This window comes from Pedobacter sp. JCM 36344, assembly GCF_046546555.1.
Classification (GTDB): domain Bacteria; phylum Bacteroidota; class Bacteroidia; order Sphingobacteriales; family Sphingobacteriaceae; genus Pedobacter.
On sequence record NZ_JBKHKK010000003.1, the window covers coordinates 348824 to 368375 of the forward strand.

At 39.8% G+C, this 19552-nt stretch carries 14 protein-coding genes; 6 read left to right on the forward strand and 8 right to left on the reverse strand.

Annotated features, from left to right (window positions below):
• Position 1: 1 nt before the first annotated feature.
• The 3 genes from ACHFIZ_RS05050 to ACHFIZ_RS05060 all read right to left on the reverse strand — a co-directional run bounded on the left by ACHFIZ_RS05050 (position 2) and on the right by ACHFIZ_RS05060 (position 4407).
• Positions 2–1501: a Y-family DNA polymerase gene (locus ACHFIZ_RS05050; protein WP_410883478.1), complete on the reverse strand. Its 1500-nt coding sequence runs from the start codon at positions 1499–1501 to the stop codon at positions 2–4.
• Positions 1502–1503: 2 nt separating this feature from the next.
• Complete coding sequence (locus tag ACHFIZ_RS05055) at positions 1504–2235, reverse strand: ImuA family protein (protein WP_410883480.1); 732 nt, start codon at positions 2233–2235, stop codon at positions 1504–1506.
• A 660-nt stretch (positions 2236–2895) separates the two neighbouring features.
• Positions 2896–4407 (reverse strand): glycoside hydrolase family 76 protein, encoded by a 1512-nt coding sequence (locus tag ACHFIZ_RS05060; protein ID WP_410883482.1) that lies wholly within the window; start codon positions 4405–4407, stop codon positions 2896–2898.
• A gap of 125 nt (positions 4408–4532) precedes the next feature.
• Here ACHFIZ_RS05060 and ACHFIZ_RS05065 point away from each other — a divergent pair, with 125 nt between their 5' ends.
• The 3 genes from ACHFIZ_RS05065 to ACHFIZ_RS05075 all read left to right on the forward strand — a co-directional run bounded on the left by ACHFIZ_RS05065 (position 4533) and on the right by ACHFIZ_RS05075 (position 7270).
• Positions 4533–5399 (forward strand): alpha/beta hydrolase, encoded by an 867-nt coding sequence (locus tag ACHFIZ_RS05065; RefSeq protein WP_410883484.1) that lies wholly within the window; start codon positions 4533–4535, stop codon positions 5397–5399.
• Between the two features lie 73 nt (positions 5400–5472).
• Positions 5473–6666: an FG-GAP-like repeat-containing protein gene (locus ACHFIZ_RS05070; protein ID WP_410883486.1), complete on the forward strand. Its 1194-nt coding sequence runs from the start codon at positions 5473–5475 to the stop codon at positions 6664–6666.
• Between the two features lie 91 nt (positions 6667–6757).
• Complete coding sequence (locus tag ACHFIZ_RS05075) at positions 6758–7270, forward strand: DinB family protein (protein ID WP_410883489.1); 513 nt, start codon at positions 6758–6760, stop codon at positions 7268–7270.
• On the opposite strand, the gene ACHFIZ_RS05080 is transcribed toward ACHFIZ_RS05075, so the two are convergent.
• From ACHFIZ_RS05080 to ACHFIZ_RS05090, 3 genes are all read right to left on the reverse strand, one after another.
• Entirely contained in the window at positions 7267–9180 is a 1914-nt protein-coding gene (locus tag ACHFIZ_RS05080) for an ATP-dependent RecD-like DNA helicase (protein WP_410883491.1), read from the reverse strand. The genes ACHFIZ_RS05075 and ACHFIZ_RS05080 overlap by 4 nt on opposite strands.
• Before the next feature lie 311 nt (positions 9181–9491).
• Positions 9492–10712, reverse strand: a complete 1221-nt coding sequence (locus ACHFIZ_RS05085; protein ID WP_410883493.1) for an ABC transporter permease — start codon at positions 10710–10712, stop codon at positions 9492–9494.
• A 39-nt stretch (positions 10713–10751) separates the two neighbouring features.
• Positions 10752–13637 carry a PVC-type heme-binding CxxCH protein gene (locus ACHFIZ_RS05090; protein ID WP_410883495.1) on the reverse strand — a complete coding sequence of 962 codons (2886 nt, stop codon included), beginning with the start codon at positions 13635–13637 and terminating at the stop codon, positions 10752–10754.
• Positions 13638–13703: 66 nt separating this feature from the next.
• On the opposite strand from ACHFIZ_RS05090, the gene ACHFIZ_RS05095 reads away from it, so the two are divergent.
• Both ACHFIZ_RS05095 and ACHFIZ_RS05100 read left to right on the forward strand, forming a co-directional pair.
• A complete protein-coding gene (locus ACHFIZ_RS05095; RefSeq protein WP_410883497.1) occupies positions 13704–14975 on the forward strand; it encodes an exo-beta-N-acetylmuramidase NamZ domain-containing protein in 1272 nt (423 codons plus the stop codon).
• Between the two features lie 14 nt (positions 14976–14989).
• On the forward strand, positions 14990–15202 hold the full coding sequence (locus ACHFIZ_RS05100) for a hypothetical protein (protein WP_410883499.1): 213 nt from the start codon (positions 14990–14992) through the stop codon (positions 15200–15202).
• On the opposite strand, the gene ACHFIZ_RS05105 is transcribed toward ACHFIZ_RS05100, so the two are convergent.
• Positions 15199–16302: a DNA topoisomerase IB gene (locus ACHFIZ_RS05105; protein WP_410883501.1), complete on the reverse strand. Its 1104-nt coding sequence runs from the start codon at positions 16300–16302 to the stop codon at positions 15199–15201. The genes ACHFIZ_RS05100 and ACHFIZ_RS05105 overlap by 4 nt on opposite strands.
• Before the next feature lie 54 nt (positions 16303–16356).
• Between ACHFIZ_RS05105 and fmt the strand changes: the two genes are divergently transcribed.
• Positions 16357–17265, forward strand: a complete 909-nt coding sequence (gene fmt, locus ACHFIZ_RS05110) for a methionyl-tRNA formyltransferase (protein ID WP_410883503.1) — start codon at positions 16357–16359, stop codon at positions 17263–17265.
• A gap of 50 nt (positions 17266–17315) precedes the next feature.
• Here the strand turns inward: fmt and ACHFIZ_RS05115 are convergent.
• The coding region (locus tag ACHFIZ_RS05115; RefSeq protein WP_410883505.1) for a hypothetical protein at positions 17316–19552 on the reverse strand (2237 nt) is incomplete at its 5' end.

Below are 19552 nucleotides of genomic sequence, written 5' to 3' on the forward strand. Positions count from 1 at the left end.
TCTATGCAAAATATCCATGAATGAACCATTGCTGAGCGTTATCGCCCCTGCAATGACCAGATCGGAAGAGCCAGTAACGCTGTCCCAGTTCATCTTCTACCTGATAATAATCCCTATGTTCCCCTTCATCTATCCACCATTCCCTTTCAATACGTTCAGGGCCATCTGCTTTCCTTATTTTATGTGTAATTCCTTTATGCCTAAAAAGCATAGGTGGATAATCGGGAACCGGAACGCTAACTTCAATCGCCTCAGGTTTTGTTAAAAGCTTTGTGGGTCGGGGATTCAATTTCCAGGCAATTGTAGGTCTTTCATGAATTGAAATAGCTTGTTTAGTTGCGCGCTCCGGCCAATAATGTTCATCAGGCAAATATCGTTGCACTATAGTTGCACCAATTTTTACAGTCAACCTATCCAATAATTCTGCCAGCTTTTTATTATTTAGCCCTTGATTTCTTTCCCATAAAACTTCCTGTGGTGGTATCAATTCCTCAACTTTTAAGGCTTCCATTACAAAAAGCTCTATTCCGAGGGCTGGAGCAATGCTAGAGATCTTTAATTCAAATAGGGTGAATAAATGATCTTTCGAATTAGATGCAGAATTTGTACCAATGCTGATTTCAACTATCCTCCCATCAACCCGATAGCAAATTAATTTAGCAGTCCTAAGTCCCTTTTCCTCTCGAAGTAGTCTGATACACAACTTCTCTAATAATAGCTTGATTGCGATCTCTATTCCTGTTGCAGTTCTTATAGTCTCCAAACATGGCAACCTTTCCATAAATGGTTGATGGACTTGGATAGGTTTGATTACCTCTTCTTCTTGTCCTAATGCCTGACCTAACCTTTGCAATAAATCATCCCCAAATCTCCTTCTTAAAACAGATCTGGGGATACCAATAAAATTACGAATCTGATTTAATCCCAATTTATGAAGCCTTTGGGATACTGCTCCCTCAATTCGTAGCGCAGCAGGATTTAGTGGCAATAAAGCCTCTGTCTGTTTTCCTTCTGCAATGATTGGTGTCATTTTCCCATATCTGGAAACGGCCCAGGCTGTCCCAACAGTATCCGCAATAGCCGCCCGGCCATAATATCCTTTACTATTTAAACGTTTGACTACTTCATTTAAGTATTCACTTTCCCCAGACCAGAGATGAGCACATCCACTAATGTCGAAAATTAACCCGTCGGGGGGATCTAATGATACAATTGGAGAATACCTAATACACCATTCTCCAAGTCCTTTCAACAATTTAAGATTACGACCCGGTTTATCATCAAAGATTTCTAACCCTGGAACAATAGCCTTGGCATCTGCCGTTGGCATGTTTATATCAATGCCTTTTGCTTCCGCAATAGCGTTCATTGAAGTTACTAACTTTCTACCTTGGACCGAAACAGCAAACACAAAAGGATGCTCTTTCAACTCTGGTTTATGTAAACTGAGCCAATCGGCAGTTAAGTACCTAAACCATATGGATAGAAATCGTTTAGCCATAATTATCCAACGTTTAGCTTTTCAAAAATAACTTCTTCGTACTGCAGAAGATTAAATCTACCGTCAGACCATTCAATATCCCATGCTCCCGGAATACCATTTTTAACCTTTAATAGTTCAACATTCCAGCGTGGAAAACCCACGCCAGGCATTCCATCCTCTAATTCTGAAATTATTGGCTTGATCTGCCATCGCGCTACACATGCTGTAGTAGCAAGTTTCTGTGTGTTATTTCTTAGAATCAGCCCAGTAACCCTACTTTTTTCTACAGTTAACTGAAGCCTTCTGGATTGAGTGAGGTTAATCCCAGAAACTTCCCCAATCACAGCTGCTAATCCTTCGCATTTGAGCGCTTCCTCCATAGCCCAAAGCACATCATTCTCATTTTTCAGATCAATAAAAATGATACGATCAGGTTCTACGCCAAATGATTTCAACGCTGGTGGAAATAATGTTCTAGATGCACTTATCCATAAACAAGCTCCACTATTAACCATTAAGGATTTGAGTAATCCGGCAATGAATCCACTACAAGCAGCTGCATGCTCAGGTTCCGCAGTAATAAACTCGTGAATAGCACCGATTGGAAAAACTGAATTGGGAAATGCAGTTTCTACGGAAGGTAAAGAGATACTATTTGAGGCATGGCATTCTTCAGCTTTAAAACCCTGCAAAAGAAGTATCTCCTTTTGAAGCTGATCAATGATGTCCTTGTTAGCATTTTTAAGTTCCATAATAATAACAAAACAAACGTAATACTAATTTAGTTAGTATATAGATATAATTACTAACAATAATAGTAATTATATCTATATACTTAAAGTGGGATAAATACAGCTAAAAGGAAAATCAAAATAATATATAATCAGGCTGCCATAGGGTTGTCAATATTGCTATTTAATTTGGTTGAAAAATTTTATATGAATATTACCTTTATTACTTGACATTTCATTATTGGAATCTCTGTTAGAACAACCAATGAAAACGGTCAATCTGGCATTGAAATTCCTCAGTTATAAAATAGGTTATTAATACATAACCTAAGTTCTAAAATACCTGACAAAACCAGTGATACGTTATATTGTATTTACACTGATTATGAATTAGACTTTACAAAACCCTATAACACAATATTAGGCTTTTAGGTTTCTTCATTGGAAAATATTCCTCAAGGATTTACTTTTACTACTATTTATGCCGGAGATTATACACGGTTCATTGTAAATGGTAAAAAGAGCTACAATATCGTTCTCTTAACGTGGCAAAAAATATGGAGCACTAATATTCTAAAGACTTACAAAAGTGATTTTGAAGTTTATCGAGAAAAGGTTTAGGATAGTGTAACACAGAAATAGAAATCTTTATCTTAACGGAATAAGTGCATCTTTACTGACTTAGTTATTCTTTAAACCTAAACTATTGATAAACAATGAAACAGCAGTAGATGCACCAAAAGCAGACCCAGGTTTGGTTTCACTGGTTTTCGTGCCCCATTTTGTATGAATCACTCCCAGTGAATTCCTGTTATTATAGGCCACTTTACTATTTAGGCGCAACCATTCAACTAATTCTGTATTCTTAGTCTCAAGTGTATACTTACGTGCATAACGTGCAAATATGCCTTTGAATCCGGGTAGATCATTACCACCATCTTCATTATTCATGGTTTTGCCTTTGTACATCTCATCACGTGCATAAACTGCAATCTTCTCTGCATCCAAGAGGTAATTCTTTTCCTTGGTGTAGTTATACAGCATAGTTGCGGCACCCAAGAAAGTCCCTTGGTTATACGTAGAGCTCCACGTACCTGTTTTAATCAATCCTGTTTTTTCGTCAAGATCTATAGCATCGTTCACCTTACCTGTAGTGGCATTAAACAGATAAATTTTTGACCAGCTATACAATGCAATAGCTTTATCGTAGTAGGTTTTATCACCTGTTGCCTGGGCCAAATAACAAGCGGCAACCATAGCTGGACCCTGAATACAAGAATTTTTAGATGTTTTTGTCTCAAACCAATTTAGTCCACCACCATATTTATTGGTAAATGCCCTCGAATACATCTTATCAAACTGTTCCTTGCCTTTTTCAAGATAGGCCTTGTTGTCAGTCAGCAAATATCCACGGACTGAAAACAAAACTGCCCAGGCAATATCGTCGTTAAATTTATTATACATCCAATCAGATTTATTAACAGCGAAAAAATTGTTGTACATGGCATTAAATCGATTGATGTATTTTATATCTTTTGTTATTTCATACGCATCCAAAACAATTTCCATCATCTCCGCCCGATCCCAGAACCCTTTACCGCTTTCCATTCTATAATAAGCAAACCAAGCTTCGAAAGCTCTATCTGCCACTATATTCTCTGAAAGCAACGCTGGTAATCGGTCCTTTTGGAGCACCCATTTCTGCATTTTATCAGTAGATGATCTAGCCAGATTCACGACGGCACCATCTGCATCACCACCGTCTTGTAGATTCAAAGAAAAATTAGAGCCTGTAAACGGCCTCAAATAATAAGAGCCGCTACCGGCCCTTTTTATGATCCATTTTACGTCATCACCACTATTGGCCTCATATTGATCAATCTTTGAAGAGTCTGAAGGAGTCGAAGAAATATGTAACATTTTTCCAGTACCTAAATTTGTAAAGGTATAAACTCCCTTCCCCAAATGCTTAATTATCCAGCGCTGGGTATCGCTATGGGTGTTCGTCCAAGAATTTATAACAGCGTTATTTTCCATCGAGGAATTGCTAACGTCTAGCAGCTTGTTATTTGATCTTGATTTTATAGTATATATTGTCCCAGACTTAATTCTAGAGATCTGTGCAAAGCTTAATTCTGAGATTAGAAAACATACTAAAAATGGAACTGCAAATAATAAAAGAAATTTCTTCATTCTTGGATCGAAATTAAATCACAAATATAGCACTATATTTTTAATGCACATTTACATAGTATTCGTATTTTAGCCTGTGTATTCTTTGGAGATACAATTCCTTCATCAACCAATATGTAACACGTATGAAAAAATTCCTGACCATAATCTCAGTACTATCACTTCTCAGCATCTCGGTATTACGCGCTCAAACAGGCAAAGTGTATGACAACCTAAGCCTTCCCAGTAAAATTCTTAAAAGCGATCGTAAGTTTGCAGTTTACCTTCCACCAGACTACGAGACATCAGGTCGTAGTTATCCGGTTTTATATTTACTGCATGGTTCAGGCGACGATCAAACAGGCTGGGTGCAGTTTGGAGAAGTCTTAAACATAACCGATAAAGCTATAGCTAATGGCACTGCTACGCCAATGATAATCGTGATGCCCGACGCAAACACTGGTCGCCGTGGTTATTTCAATGATATTAAAGGAGACTGGAATTATGAAGATTTCTTTTTCAAGGAGCTCATTCCATTTATAGAAAAGAAATATAGGGCCAAGACAGACAAGCGGGGTCGCGCGATTTCTGGACTATCAATGGGCGGTGGTGGTACACTAATGTATGCCTTGCATCATCCGGAGCTATTTTCATCGGCCTGTCCATTAAGTGCGTCTGTTGGGCCACTTACCTTCGATGACGCTAAAATATCGATGAGAAAAGCGAATCCAAATCTTGCAGATACCGCAATAAATACCTACTACAATCGCCACAGCGCATTGGCTTTGGTAAACAGTATGCCAGATGAGCAAAAGAAAGCCATACGATGGTTTATAGACTGCGGAGACGATGATTTCTTGTACGAAGGAAATTCATTACTACATATTGCATTGAGAAAAAAGGAAGTAACACATGAGTTCCGCGTCCGTGACGGCGGACATACCTGGACTTACTGGCGCGCTTCACTACCTAAAGTCCTAGAGTTTGTATCTGATGCTTTCCATCAATTCTAGGACTCGTCAAGTCGTACCGGCGAAGGCTGTTACTTATAAATGTATTTGATCTAAACCATTTTATAAACATTGCATGATAAAAGTCAGTTTAACCCACGCAATCGCAATAGTTTTAACAGTAGTAAACCTATTTTCAATAGAAGAAACTCAAGCGCAGACTAGTAAAAAAAAGGACATTAAGTTCAAGAAACATATATTGACTACTGAGTTTATATCTGAAGGCTCTGCCGTTGGAGACATTAATAAAGATGGGAAACTCGACATTATAGCGGGGGCATACTGGTTTGAAGCACCTACATGGAAGCAACATGAAATAACAAAACCTGTAAAAAAATATGATTGGAAAATTGAGTATTCAAACTCCTTTCTAAACCATGCAATGGATATCAACCAGGATGGCTGGATAGATATGATTCGTATAGATTTCCCTGGCGAAGCTGCCGTCTGGTATGAGAACCCGAAAGGGAAAGAAGAACCTTGGAAAGAACATCCATTGTATTCTTCTGTAGGAAATGAGTCACCAAGATTTTTGGATATGGACGGAGATGGCCGAATAGATTTGTTGTGCAATGACTCTAAGGGCAATAGAATGATTTGGTTGGAGTCTCCAAAGACAAAGGGTAACCTGGACTGGACTGTTCATGTGATCAGTGATGTAAAAGATCGTGCAACGCATCAATTTACTCATGGCCTGGGCTACGCAGATTTGAATAAAGATGGGAAACTAGATGTAATCACCAGAATTGGATGGTGGGAAGGACCAACAAATATCAAGGAAAAAGGCAATTGGACCTGGCATCCGGCAGATCTTGGAGAAGACTGCTCTCAGATGTTTGCAATGGATTTGGATCAGGATGGAGATGTTGACGTCATTAGTGCATCTGCACACAATTTTGGTATCTGGTGGCATGAGCAGGTTGTGGATGCACAGGGGGCAGTAACCTGGAAACAACATGAAATCCTGAAGACGTTTTCTCAGACCCATGGCTTGGGCTTAGTAGATATAAATAGGGATAAAAACCCAGACCTTGTTACCGGAAAACGTTTTTTTGCTCATCATGGACACGATCCGGGAGAGTATGATCCCGCTGTATTGTATTGGTTTGAATATAAACCTGGCAAAATTCCTACCTGGATTCCACATGAAATAGACAATGATTCAGGGAATGGTCTACAAACTAATGCACTCGACATGAATAAAGATAAACGGGTTGACATCGTAGTCTCTAACAAGAAAGGCGTATTCTTTTTTGAACAAATAAAATAATTTCTCAAGTGAATTTCAGACTGCCATAGGGTTGTCAGTGTCTGTGGGTTTCTTTGTAGTAGAAACAATAAAACCTAATTAAAATCTAATTATGAATACAGCTGAAATTAACACAGAGATATCGCCGTTTGTATCTACTAAGAACTTCTTGGACGAATGGTTAGGCCATCGCAGATTAACGAGAAAGGTGATCAACGCTTTTCCTGAAGACAAACTCTTTACGTACAGCATTGGTGGAATGCGCCCTTTTGGGGAGATGGTCAAGGAACTTATTGATGTCTCGGGCCCGGGTGTAAGAGGGATTGTCTTAGACAATTGGGAAAATACTGGGGGATTTTCTGAACATACGTTAAGCGAAGATGAACGAACAAAAGGTAGTCTTTTGAAACTTTGGGATCAATCAACTGAAGAAATCATCAAGTTTTTCGCACAAATCTCAGCCGAAAGATTGGAGCAAACCGTATTGGCATTCGGTCAGTATGAAGGCCAGGTATTCTCAACTATTCTGTATTTTAGAGACAATGAGATTCACCATCGTGCTCAAGGAGTCGTATACCTTAGGAGCCTTGGAGTAGAGCCACCTGCCTTTTACGATAGAAACTAAAACAGTTGTAAGCTAATATTCTGCTGAGCAGAATTGGAAGTACTGGGTTTGCGCTTTGTCTTCTCTTTTTGCTCAGCTATCCACTGACTATAAAATTCCTTATCTACGGGCTTTTCCAGTAAACTTGATGCGTACTGCATTATTGATATCTTGTATTCGATAATTTGCCTATACTTTAACAACATGTGTTGAATCTGTTGCTGGATCTTATTCTTAGGTTTTACCCTAATATTTTTATTGAGTGGGTTTAGCAACTGCAGCGTTATCTCTTTAGTAAAATAACAGAGCGCTGATATAATTCTGGACTGTAAAGCTTGCTGTTCAGCAAAACCACTTTGCTGATGCAACAGTTTAACCTGGCTCTGAAACTTAGTTCCTACAGCGTTAAGGTCTGAGACAGACTTCTCCAGTTGAATTAGTAAAAGCTTAAATTCTGCAATATTTGCTTTCTGAATCTCCGCATTGGAGGTAATCGTCATAAGCCCAGTTTGCAAGCTGTATAAGGAGAAATGTGAGAGGACCAGATCAAGGATATATTTTTCTTTTGAAATAACAAGTAGATCATCCATATCTTCGATAGAGGATGGCTTCATATAATTGATCACTTCGATATTAGACCGCAGACTTTCGGTAGTAATCTTTGATTGCAAGATCAGACCATTTAAAGTTCGCACACGACTAAGAGCCACGTATACTTGTCCGGCAACAAACGATTTACCGGCATCGATGATCGCATGATCAAACGTTAAACCCTGACTTTTATGAATGGTGACAGCCCATGCAAGTTTTATTGGATACTGCGAAAATTCACCAACCTGCTGTTGAACAATAGATTCTTCGGTATCTATCTTGTATTCAAATGATTGCCATAAGGACTTTTCCAGTAATAGATCCTTTTCTTGCGGAAATGAGATCCAGATTTCAGTGTTTCTAATTGATTTTACCTTTCCAATTTTACCATTATAAAACTTGCGGTCATCTCCCGTATCGTTTTTAATGAACATAACCTGTGCCCCTTCTTTGAGCTTAAGACTCTGCTCTGCCTGTAATCCAAGATCCCTGAACTCCCCGCTAATTTCTCCTTCAAAAGCATATTCCATACCGGCTAATTCGTCAAGCTTCCTCTTATTAATTAAATTTGCTTCTATGTTATGAGAAGTAATTATAATAGGATTTAAATCTTCAGTAGGTGTAAAATCGGGCTGATGTCGCTTGTTTAGTAATGTAAGACTCTCATTACTGATCTGGTTGTTTCTGATGTCATTTAAAATATTGATAAACTCTGGTTCCGTCTGTCTGAATACATCCGTTAACTCCACTTGTAGTAAAGGGTTTCTCCTGATTACTAAAGCATCAAAAAAATATGGAGATGGATACACACTGTTTAAAAATGACCATTCTTCGCGTTTGGTTACTGGTGGAAGCTGGTATAAATCTCCTATTAACAACAACTGTACGCCACCAAAAGGAGAATAGCTTTTCCTTACCGAACGGAGAATAGCATCGATTACATCCAGCAGATCACAACGCACCATAGAGACCTCATCAATAACCAACAATTCCAATTCGTTGAGAAGAGTTAACTTTTCCCTGCTGTAAGAGAGCTCTGCAACCAGCGATTGGATAGAAACTATGCCAGATTGCAGGGTTTGAAGACTAATGTCTCCCGGAAAAAAAGAGCCAGGAGGTAATTGAAAAAATGAATTGATGGTTGTTCCTTTAGCATTCATCGCTGCTACCCCGGTAGGTGCAACAACAATGATCTTTTTTGTACTCTGTCCTTTGATCTTTTTAAGAAAAGTTGTCTTCCCAGTGCCAGCCTTTCCTGTTAAGAAGATATTCTGGTTAGTGTAATCTATAAAAGAAATAACTTTTTCAAATATCGTATCCGCAGTGCTAAGCTCACTCATATCGCAAATTTAACTAGAAAACATTCGGTTCCAGCGGATGTTGAAATGTAATTATCTCAACATATATTCATAATTAAAGCGCCCTAGTGGAGCCACATCTCCGTTGACTAAAAAATCTATTACGTCTTTCTGTTGTTGCATATTATCGGACCATTTAAATTGGAAACTTTGCTGATTCTCAAAGCTTAGTATTGTTTTGTTTACCTGCTGTCTACAGTCTTCGGTTATCGTTGAAAAGAAAACATCCTTCACATGCTCTGGGAGATGAATATCTCGTTAGACAAATATGTTAAGAATGCGAAATAAAAGGATTATTTAAATCGTATTGCTTTTAACGGGCTTATTTTGCTGACCAACAAGGAAGGCAAAATAAGCACGATTAAGCAAACTGCTCCCGTGCATACGTTTAAGATAACCACATCCAGCAGGTGGATTTCCATTGGAACATAGGCTAAATAATAAGAAGTTTGATCAAGCTTAAAAAGGTGTGTCTGCGTTTGCAACAATGCCAAACCGAGCCCTAAAACATTACCCAGCAACAACCCCAAACCTACGAGATATAAGGCATTGTACAAGAAGATCTTCATCACGCTGAAATCAGTCATACCAAATGCCTTAAGCATTCCGATCATATTGGTACGTTCCAAAATCATAATCAATAAAGCAGTAATCATATTGATAACGCCAACTACCATCATCAACACCAGCAGAACCTTTGTATTTACATCTAATAAAGAAAGCCAAGTGAAAATAGCAGGAAAGTATTCCTGTACAGACTCCGACTTCAGCTTAATTTCCAGACCTTCATAAATACCCGTTGAGGTAACTTTAAGTTTGCTAAAATCTTTGATACGAATCTCAATTCCGCCGATTTCGTTTGGCTTCCAGTCATTCAATCGACGAATCAAATTCAGGTCACCCAGAACAAAGTTCTTGTCAATTTCCTCAACTCCAATATTATAAATACCCACAATTGTAAATGGCCTTCTACGCGGAGGGTTTTGAACAAAGTGCATAATAAACTTATCGCCGACTTTTAATTTCAATCGGTTTGCCGTAAACTGGGAGACCATAATCTGTTTGGTCGCATCGGAGCTATCTAAAAAGTTCAACACCTTACCGCTAACCAAATGCTTCTCAATATAATCCCAGTTAAAAGTCGAATCGATACCTTTAAAATTAATACCCTCTACCTCATCGTTGGCAGATATGATAGCGGGTTTAGTAGCATATGGTTGAAAGTATTCTACCTGTGGATTCTTCTTTAGATTATTTATTGTAGCGGTCGAAGGTACAAATGGTGAAAGCTCAAACGAATTGTTTAAGTCGTATTTAAAGATCCTGATGTCGCCAATATATCCCCGTACTTTATCTTGGATCTCGGTTTTAAAACCCTTGATGATACCAATAGAAAGCATCATTACCGCAAGACTAAGCATCACTCCAATAATTGCAATCCGAACGATTAGTTTAGAAAACGTACGTTCGGATTTAATGGCAATGCGCCCGGCAATAAAATATTCTGTATTCAATACTTGCTTTTTAAGGTGACCCCGCAAAAATGCAAATAATTATTGTTTAATGTTAAGCAGATATTCTACAATATTAGAAAGGTCTTTTTCACTCAGTTGCAAGGCCGATGGCTCCGGCATGATAGAGGTGGAGAACTGTTTGCGAGCTGCAATCTGAGAAGCCTTTATGTTGTATTTCTCTCCTCCCATTCCTTTTAAAACAACGGTTTCACCGTCTGCTTGAAGGAAACCCGATACTGTTGTACCATCTTTTTTAGTGATTAGCCAAGACTCATAGCCGAAAGCCATTCCAGCACTGGGATTAACAATGGCGTCGAGTAAGCCGTTCTTTTCAAACTTTTTATTGATCAAAGTTAACTCGGGACCTATATTCGCTCCTTCGTTGCCAACCTTATGGCAGGTCATACATTTGGTCTGGAACAAAGCCCTACCTAATTTCCCATCTCCCTGTAATTTTGCAATCTTCGGAATCGAAAGTGCTACCTCTACTCCTGGCTTTTTAAAATAATCACTTGCCAACACACGGACTGTTTGATCAGGATTGTCAAAGATTACCTTACTCGCTTCAGCAATTAATTGAGCAGAAAGCTTCTTCTCTGCAGCCAGTCCGATCAACATCTCTCCACCAACCTTGTCTTTTGACATCGCATTTATTGCATCAATCTTATCCTTTGCCGAAGATGCATTGTTTTCCAGTTTCAATTTCTGAGCAAGCATTTTCTTCTGACTTTCAGCGCTGATCTCGGAAGCTGTTGCTGGTAAATCCATTTTGAAATCACTCCAGTCATTACTCTGACGATAGCGTAACCACCACATTGCCTGAGCACTAACTTTGGGATCTTTGCTAGAAAGCAAAGCCTGCATGGCATTAACCGCCTGCTGATCTTTTATGAAACCCAAACTCACAACAGCTTGCTTTCTTAATGCATCCGATAGTTTATCAGAACCTGCACGCTCCTTTAACGCAGAAACGGCCACCTTAGGATGCAACCGCCAAACAATGTCAGCAAAAGTCGAGGACCATTTTAGTGGTTCAGCTCCTATCTTCCTATTTAGCGATGCATACAAATCTTCTTCCTTACCTTCAGATGCTAAACCAAGTGCTTCCAGATAGTACCTGTCATTGCCCTGATAGGCCGTAGCCAATGATAGAATTACCTCCCCTGCAGCTGAGTATGTCTCATTCCTTAGCGAAACAGCTACCTCTCTTCTTACCGCAGCAGAAGGATCTTTACTTAACTGCAAAGCATATTTCATAAAGTCCGGTTTAACGTCCCTTAATGCCCTGAAAGCCGCAACCCTCAAATTAGGATCGTTGTCTTTTAACAGATTTTCTGCTTCTTTGATGCCAACAGGCCCCATATTAGACAGCAGCCAAATTGCTCTTGCTCTATGATATGGATTAGTGCTTGTCAGTATTTTCTTAACGTCTTTTACTGCTTTTGAACCCTGTGCTGCCAGCAAAACAAAACCTGAATTGCGAACATTTACAGCCGGACTCAAGAGTGCTTCAATTTGACCTTTTGTATTTTTAAGGTTGTATTTTGGAGTCATTAATTTCTTACCTTTTGGTGCAATTCGGTAAATCCTACCCGTTCCTGTCGTATCATTCATACGGTGACCTCCAACCATGCTGTCATACCAATCTGCAACATAAATAGCACCATCAGTACCTACAGCCACATCACTTGGACGGAACCATTTAGTCTTATCCTCATTCGAGGCAGAACTTTGTGCTGTCGCAACATCTTTATCTGGAAGGGAAGTAATAAGATTCTGTCTATTTAACTCATATCCAGCGCCTTTTGTAGCTGGATTATAAGCGAATACAACATTTCTACCCGCATCACATGCGAGCAGCATTCCGCGATATTTTTCCCCCAGTAAATCACTTTCGTTAAAGGCCACACCTGTTGGCGATCCTGCACCTGTATTGTCTCCAAATGGCAAAACTCCAGGATCCTCTTGATGCCAGTGTGCCACAGCAGTTGGCTGATCTGGTCGGCGATCTGCTTCCCACCTGCGGGTACCGTCTGCACTCGCATAACCCATATTGGCACCTTCCATTAACCAGGAAACACGCACACCCCTATTCCCATCATCGTCGTTGTCATTTTGCCACATGTTTCCATAGGAATCCACTGTAAATTCATAAGAGTTACGGAAATTATGTCCGAGTACTTTCAAGCCTGTACCGTCGGGATTAACGCGCATAGCGATTCCTCCAACCCACATTTTTCCGTCATCGCTAACTAATCCACCTTTATTACTATTGTTGTATGGAGAACCGCCATTATAATTACTACCCGAACGCAGGTTCCAACCCGCTTTATCGGTCACCATATGCGGACCAGCATTTCCAGCATTAAAGTAATACTTGCCATTAGGCCCAGATATCAGAGCATGAAGACTATGGTCATGGTCTTTACCTCCAAAGCCAGTGAGAAAAACTTCCTTTTTATCAGGCTTATCATCTCCGTTTTCATCTGTATATACGATAATCGAAGGTGCACAGGATACGATCACTTTATTGCCAATAACGGCAATACCAAGTGGGGCCAATAGGTCTTTATCCTGAACAAATACCTTGGAACTTTCTGCAACACCATCACCATCCTTGTCCTCCAATATCACGACACGATCACCTTCTGCTCTATCCTGATAGTGGGGTGCCTTGTTATTGTACTTTCTATAATTGACGGCTTCGGTTACCCATATTCTACCTTTTATGTCTACATCTATATTTGTTGGGTTGTAGAACTTAGGCGATTCCGCCCACAAGGTGGCTTCCAGATCTTCGGGTACGAATAGCTGAGTTTGTTCAGAAAGATATTTATCTTCTAGTTTTAAACTATGTTGAGTTTTAGAAGTATACCCAGACACTACGGTCAATGCCGCAGCGAAAACAAGTAATTTAGTTTTCATTGTTACTATTTGGTTTTGAAGGCTCAATATAGTAAACTCTTCGGAAAACTTTATATTTGTTATTGTATGATGTCAAATATTGTAACTATCGCAAATACTTTATTACTCGCCTTGGCTTTTCAGGCTTGTGATACACCGAAATTAGTTATTAATCCAGCTGTTCCAAATCCTTACAAAGTGAAGCCAGAGAGTATCGACCCTCCAAAGGCAACAAAACTCCTTACAGGTGCGGAACAAACTAACTTATACCTGCCTTATCTAAAAGGGAAGCGGGTTGGCATGGTTGTGAATCCTACGTCAATTATAGGTAAGGAAACATCGGTAGACAGCCTTTTAAAACTAGGAGTACAGATTGTAAAGATCTTTGGTCCGGAGCATGGATTTAGAGGAAATGCAAGTGCTGGCGTAAGCGTCTCGGACGATGTGGACACCAAAACTGGTATCAAAGCTATTTCCCTGTATGGTAAACATGCGATTCCCACCAAAGAAGATCTGGCAGATGTTGATGTCATGATCTTTGATATCCAAGACGTAGGGGTAAGATTTTATACTTACATCAACACACTACAACATGTGATGGAAGCATGTGCTGCCAATAATAAAGAAGTTTTAATCCTTGATAGGCCAAATCCCAATGGCTTTTATATCGATGGACCAATCCTGGATCCCCAGTTCAAATCAGGTATTGGATTAAAACCAATCCCCGTAGTTCACGGGCTGACCGTTGCAGAATACGCTCAAATGTTAAATGGAGAAAGTTGGTTGGATAATAAGTTGAAGTGTAAACTTAAGATTATAAAGGTAGCCAACTATACCCACGACACGCCCTATGAACTCCCTGTAAAACCTTCCCCTAATTTGAATACAGCGCAGTCGATTCTGTTGTACCCTTCTACCTGCCTATTTGAAGGAACTTATCTGAACCATGGTCGTGGCACCCAATTTCCTTTTACCGTAATTGGCTCTCCACTTCTTAAAGGCAAGTTCAGTTTCTCATTCACACCCGTTAGCATCAAGGGAATGGCGGAAACACCTTTGTTCATGAACCAGATTTGTTATGGATTAGATTTAAGGAAATACGATGTTTCCAAAATTAGGAAAGAGAAGAAATTAAATCTGAGCTGGCTGATTGAGCTGTACCGAGCATCTCCAAATAAAGCTGATTTCTTCAATACGAAGCTAAGTAACCAGATGGGCACAATTGAAAAATTGATTGGTGTAGCAGACTTCAGAACTCAAATTATCGCGGGTAAATCTGAAACTGAAATACGCGATAGTTGGGAACCCGGTTTGAGCCGATATAAAACAATGCGAAAGAAATATCTGTTGTACGAATAGAAAAACCACAACCTATGAACAGTGAACCTAAAAAAACAAACGAAACCCCCGGTAGTAACTATTGTGAAGAAACACCCAAAGGTAAGGTCCCTGAAGGAGACAAAGCGGTAAAACAGCCAGAAGATGAAGATTATAACAAAGAGGAAGCTGGCTTTAAGAATCCTGCAAAAAAACGAGAGACGGAAGAACAACCCGTTAATCCAATCAAAACTCCTCCTACAGATTAGGCACTTTTCTTTAGCAAACCTTTCCTACTTGCAGCTTTTTTGATGGTGATTTTTTTATTCTGGACAGCTTTTAAGAATGCCATGAGTACCTTTTCATCGTTTTCCATCGCGGTGTTGCTAACTGCAGGCTTGATGTTTATTTTTTTTAGGTACTTACCAAGCTGATTATTTTCAAAGGCTTCGAGCAATACAGGATATACGTAAGAACTTTTACATACTGCTCTCGTGTTACCCAACTTGCTTGCCACGAAATCTAATACCTGCACAATGGCTTTCTTTTTTGAAGTAGCCGTTTGCATGCTTTCAATGTTACATTTAGCAAGCTGACGTAAAGCTTCTAAAGTACCGCCCCAGGTCCTGAAATCTTTAGCAGTAAAGTCGCAGTCAGTGATTTCCCTTATGTAATTATTCAGTTTTCCTGAATCGATTGGACGGTGTTCGCTGCCCTCTGTATAATACTGAAAGAGATCCTGACCTGGAATCTCCATACATTTTTTAACCAATTTGGCAAGTGTTTTATCATTCAAATTTACATCTTGTTGAACTCCTTTTTTGCCTATAAACTTCAATCGCAATTGATTACCCTTTATTTTAACATGCTTATTTCTAAGGGTAGTCAACCCATGACTACCGTATAGCTCCCGGTAAGAACCGTTACCGACTCTGATTAATGTTTTAAGCATGACCTGCATACATATAGCTAGTACTTTTTGCTCATCAAAATCTTTACGACGCAAATCTTTTGCTATTCTTTTACGTGCTAGAGGCAGGGTTTTACCAAATTCCAATAACCTAAAGTATTTGCTTTCTGACCGTCTTGAAGTCCAGTCTGGATGATACCTATACTGTTTTCTTCCAGCAGCATCAACACCTGTTACCTGCAAATAAGCGCTCTTTCTATTTGCGATCCAAACCTCCGTCCATGCCGGTGGAATTACGAGTGCCTTAATCCTCTCCAGCCTCTCATCATCTTTAACTCGCTCCCCATCTTTTGTTTCATAATGAAACTTTCCAGGCTCGCCTTTTCGGTAGATCCCCGGCTGACTATCCGTCGCGTAAGTCAAGCCACTTAATTTGATTTCCTCCAGGGTCTGTACCATAAAATGTAGAAATATGCCGTAAATTTGATTGTTGTTACACATAAACATAGATTGATGAAAATAGTTTTTATGGGAACCCCTGATTTTGCCGTTGCTTCATTAAGTGCATTAGTAGAGGCTGGATTTGAAGTTGCGGGTGTGGTAACAGCGGCGGATAAACCTGCGGGAAGGGGTCAAATGCTTCAGGAAAGCGCAGTAAAACAGTACGCTGTTGCCAAGGGTATTACGGTATTGCAGCCACTCAAACTAAAAGATCCTATTTTCATTGAAGAGCTGAGAAATCTTGGTGCAGATCTTCAGGTAGTGGTAGCTTTCAGGATGTTACCTGAAATGGTGTGGGATATGCCATCGAAGGGAACTATTAACCTTCACGCTAGTTTACTTCCTCAATACCGGGGTGCAGCACCTATCAACCATGTCATCATTAATGGCGAGAAAGAAAGTGGAGCAACAACATTCTTTTTAAAGCACGAAATCGATACTGGTGATGTCATCTTTTCTGAAAAAGTGAGTATCGCTGATGATGAAACTGCAGGAGAGCTACATGATAAGCTAATGCACCTTGGTGCCGGATTGCTGGTGAAAACAGTTACAGCCATTGAAAGTGGTGATTATAAAGAACAGCCACAGCCCGAAAGTGAGGAACTAAAACATGCTCCGAAAATCTTCAAGGATGATTGTGCCATCGATTGGAACCAGCCAGCACAGGTTGTCTTTAATAGGATAAGAGGCCTGAGTCCTTACCCGACTGCCTTTACAAAACTGAACGACAAAACGCTGAAAATTTTCAAGGCAGAATTAGAAGATAAAGAGCCTGGTATCGCTGCGGGGGGCTTTTTAACTGATGGGAAGACCTTTCTTAAATTTGCAACTAAGGATGGTTTTATTAAGCTGATAGACATTCAGTATGAAGGCAAAAGAAGAATGAGTGTTGAGGAGTTCTTGAGGGGAGTAAGGTTGTAGCGCAATTTTTAACCCACACTATACTGCATTGCGCATCCATTGGGTGTAAGCTACTCCACTTTAATCTTTTGCCTGAGCGCGCCAATACCTCCATTAGATCCGATGCCTTCCATGCTAATCGTATAACTTCCTGCCACATCAGAGGTGTAGAACTTAACTTTTGCCCTGCCGTTGGCATCTGTTAATATATTGGGCGACCAATAAATGGTAGACCTTACATCAGGTTCTGCAACATCAGAAGATTTCAGTGCATACTTCGGACTATAAAACTCTTGAGGATACATTATTGGTAGCGGTCTATAGGTTACGAAATCAGGCCTGTTATTTTTAAAATATCCCGTCTTATTTTTTGTAGTGATTCCTATAACGGCAACCTCTCTTGTTCCATTTGTTAGCACATTTACTCTAGCGTCAAGATAGCCACCTCCTTTGAAGCCTACCGAATAATATGCACCACTACCTTCTTCTGGTCCGCCCCCTTCTCCGCCTTTTTCTCTTAAATCAACTTCCGATTTAACAATGGCCTGCAACGTAACGTGTCCAGCACCTGGCGGCCGGAAATAATTGCTTGTATACTTTCTACTATACATCACTTCCATGCCTTCAAACTGTGCAATTTGAAATTCACTCAGCGCTTCAAGTAAATCTCCCCTTGTTGGCGAAGAATTCAAATATAAAGGCAATCCTCCACCATCAATTTCAATAGTCACGTAATAATTGTTGAGCCTCAGCGTTGGAAGACCTGCATCCATCGTAATTCGTAACCCTGGTAACTTTTGCTTTAATAACTGATACAAATTCATTACCGCGGATTCTTTGATGTCTTTCTCATCAAATACCAGATCGGCATTACCGGGGCCATTCCTATTTTGCGATCCTTTAATAATCTTTTTTGTAGTGATATTAACCTCTTTGAGTGCAATACCTGCTTGCTTCAAACTCGTTTCATGCTGCTTAAAAGCAAACTTCTGAACATAATTTAACTGGGCTAAATCAGTATTTACGTACCAGGGCATTACTTTATTTTTTAAAGTTAGTGGTACATCAGGAGGCCTAAAACGTTCGATCTCTAAAGCTCCTGTATTCTTTGATCTTCCTTTGACTGTTCTCGCCTGGATAAAAAAAGATCCCGAGTCAATCTGCGGCAGATTCTTGAATACAAATTGTCCATTTGCATCAGTAATCACTGTATTTATAAAGCTGGGCTTTTGAGACGATATCAGTACGGGCGCTCCGTTGACAGGCTTATTAAATATATTAGTCACCCTTCCAACAATCATAAACTCTTTTTCTGCTTTGAATTTTAAAGGTTTGGGCGGACTAAAAACATCTTTCCAACTATAGCCAGACCATCCTTGAGTAAGCATTAAAAGATCAAGATCCTTAGATGTCTTTGCATCTACAGATGATAAGTAATACCCGGGCGATTCTACATTCCCTTTCAGATCGGATGTCAGCAACAGCGAACTAAGCATACTGAAATTACCACCGCTATCAGGAGTTACTTGCGAGTCGTCTGTCACGGCTATTGAGAAATTGCCTTTGGCAGGCAAACCTCCAGCGTCTTTAACCTCAATAAGTAAATCAACGCTATCTCTTTTTTTAAACTGCTTCTTATTCCCGGATACTTTGATATCAAAACCTTCCTGATGATTGATAAATATAATACGTTCATTGATCGGTTGTTTGCCCTTTAATAAGTTAAACCTAACGATTCCAGAAGGAAACTTATTTTTACTGATGGTTATTGCCTCCTGATCCTTTGCTGTAATCCGTTGAGAGAAATAAACAATACCTCTGGAAGTTCCTGTTAGATAATAGCTACTGTCTGGATGCAAAGCATTGAGCGTCCACAACACAGATATTTCTACCGATTCTTTAAGAGGATCAATATGTAAAACCGTCCCTTCGACACTTACTAGAGGCAGTTTATAAACCAGAGCTGAACCTTCAGGTTGCTTCAGCCTCGCGGTATAGGTCTCCCCAGATCGCGGCATAAGATCAAAAGATCCCATTCCATTATGCATCGTTTCAAAATTGGCTACAGCAACTCCTTTGGAATCATAAACCTCTCCTGTTACAGCGGTTGATCGCCCATCTTCTGCCAAGGCTTTTAAAGCAACCAAAGATTTAAGGCCTGCAACCAACTTTCCGCTTTCAGGCAGAAATTGCAGATCTATCTTTTGTACTCGTTTTACATTTAAAGGTACCTGCAACACCTGGTTTCCATCTGATAGATGGAGCGACTTTATTTCAGCCCGTAAATCCCGCCCATCTGCTTTTTCTC

Bases quoted from the DNA above. Each gene is read 5' to 3' on its own strand.
- ACHFIZ_RS05060 (WP_410883482.1), bottom strand. From the start codon at position 4,407: ATGAAGAAATTTCTTTTATTATTTGCAGTTCCATTTTTAGTATGTTTT.
- fmt (WP_410883503.1), top strand. From the start codon at position 16,357: ATGAAAATAGTTTTTATGGGAACCCCTGATTTTGCCGTTGCTTCATTA.
- ACHFIZ_RS05105 (WP_410883501.1), bottom strand. From the start codon at position 16,302: ATGGTACAGACCCTGGAGGAAATCAAATTAAGTGGCTTGACTTACGCG.
- ACHFIZ_RS05070 (WP_410883486.1), top strand. From the start codon at position 5,473: ATGATAAAAGTCAGTTTAACCCACGCAATCGCAATAGTTTTAACAGTA.
- ACHFIZ_RS05090 (WP_410883495.1), bottom strand. From the start codon at position 13,637: ATGAAAACTAAATTACTTGTTTTCGCTGCGGCATTGACCGTAGTGTCT.
- ACHFIZ_RS05095 (WP_410883497.1), top strand. From the start codon at position 13,704: ATGATGTCAAATATTGTAACTATCGCAAATACTTTATTACTCGCCTTG.
- ACHFIZ_RS05050 (WP_410883478.1), bottom strand. From the start codon at position 1,501: ATGGCTAAACGATTTCTATCCATATGGTTTAGGTACTTAACTGCCGAT.
- ACHFIZ_RS05055 (WP_410883480.1), bottom strand. From the start codon at position 2,235: ATGGAACTTAAAAATGCTAACAAGGACATCATTGATCAGCTTCAAAAG.
- ACHFIZ_RS05075 (WP_410883489.1), top strand. From the start codon at position 6,758: ATGAATACAGCTGAAATTAACACAGAGATATCGCCGTTTGTATCTACT.
- ACHFIZ_RS05100 (WP_410883499.1), top strand. From the start codon at position 14,990: ATGAACAGTGAACCTAAAAAAACAAACGAAACCCCCGGTAGTAACTAT.
- ACHFIZ_RS05080 (WP_410883491.1), bottom strand. From the start codon at position 9,180: ATGAGTGAGCTTAGCACTGCGGATACGATATTTGAAAAAGTTATTTCT.
- ACHFIZ_RS05065 (WP_410883484.1), top strand. From the start codon at position 4,533: ATGAAAAAATTCCTGACCATAATCTCAGTACTATCACTTCTCAGCATC.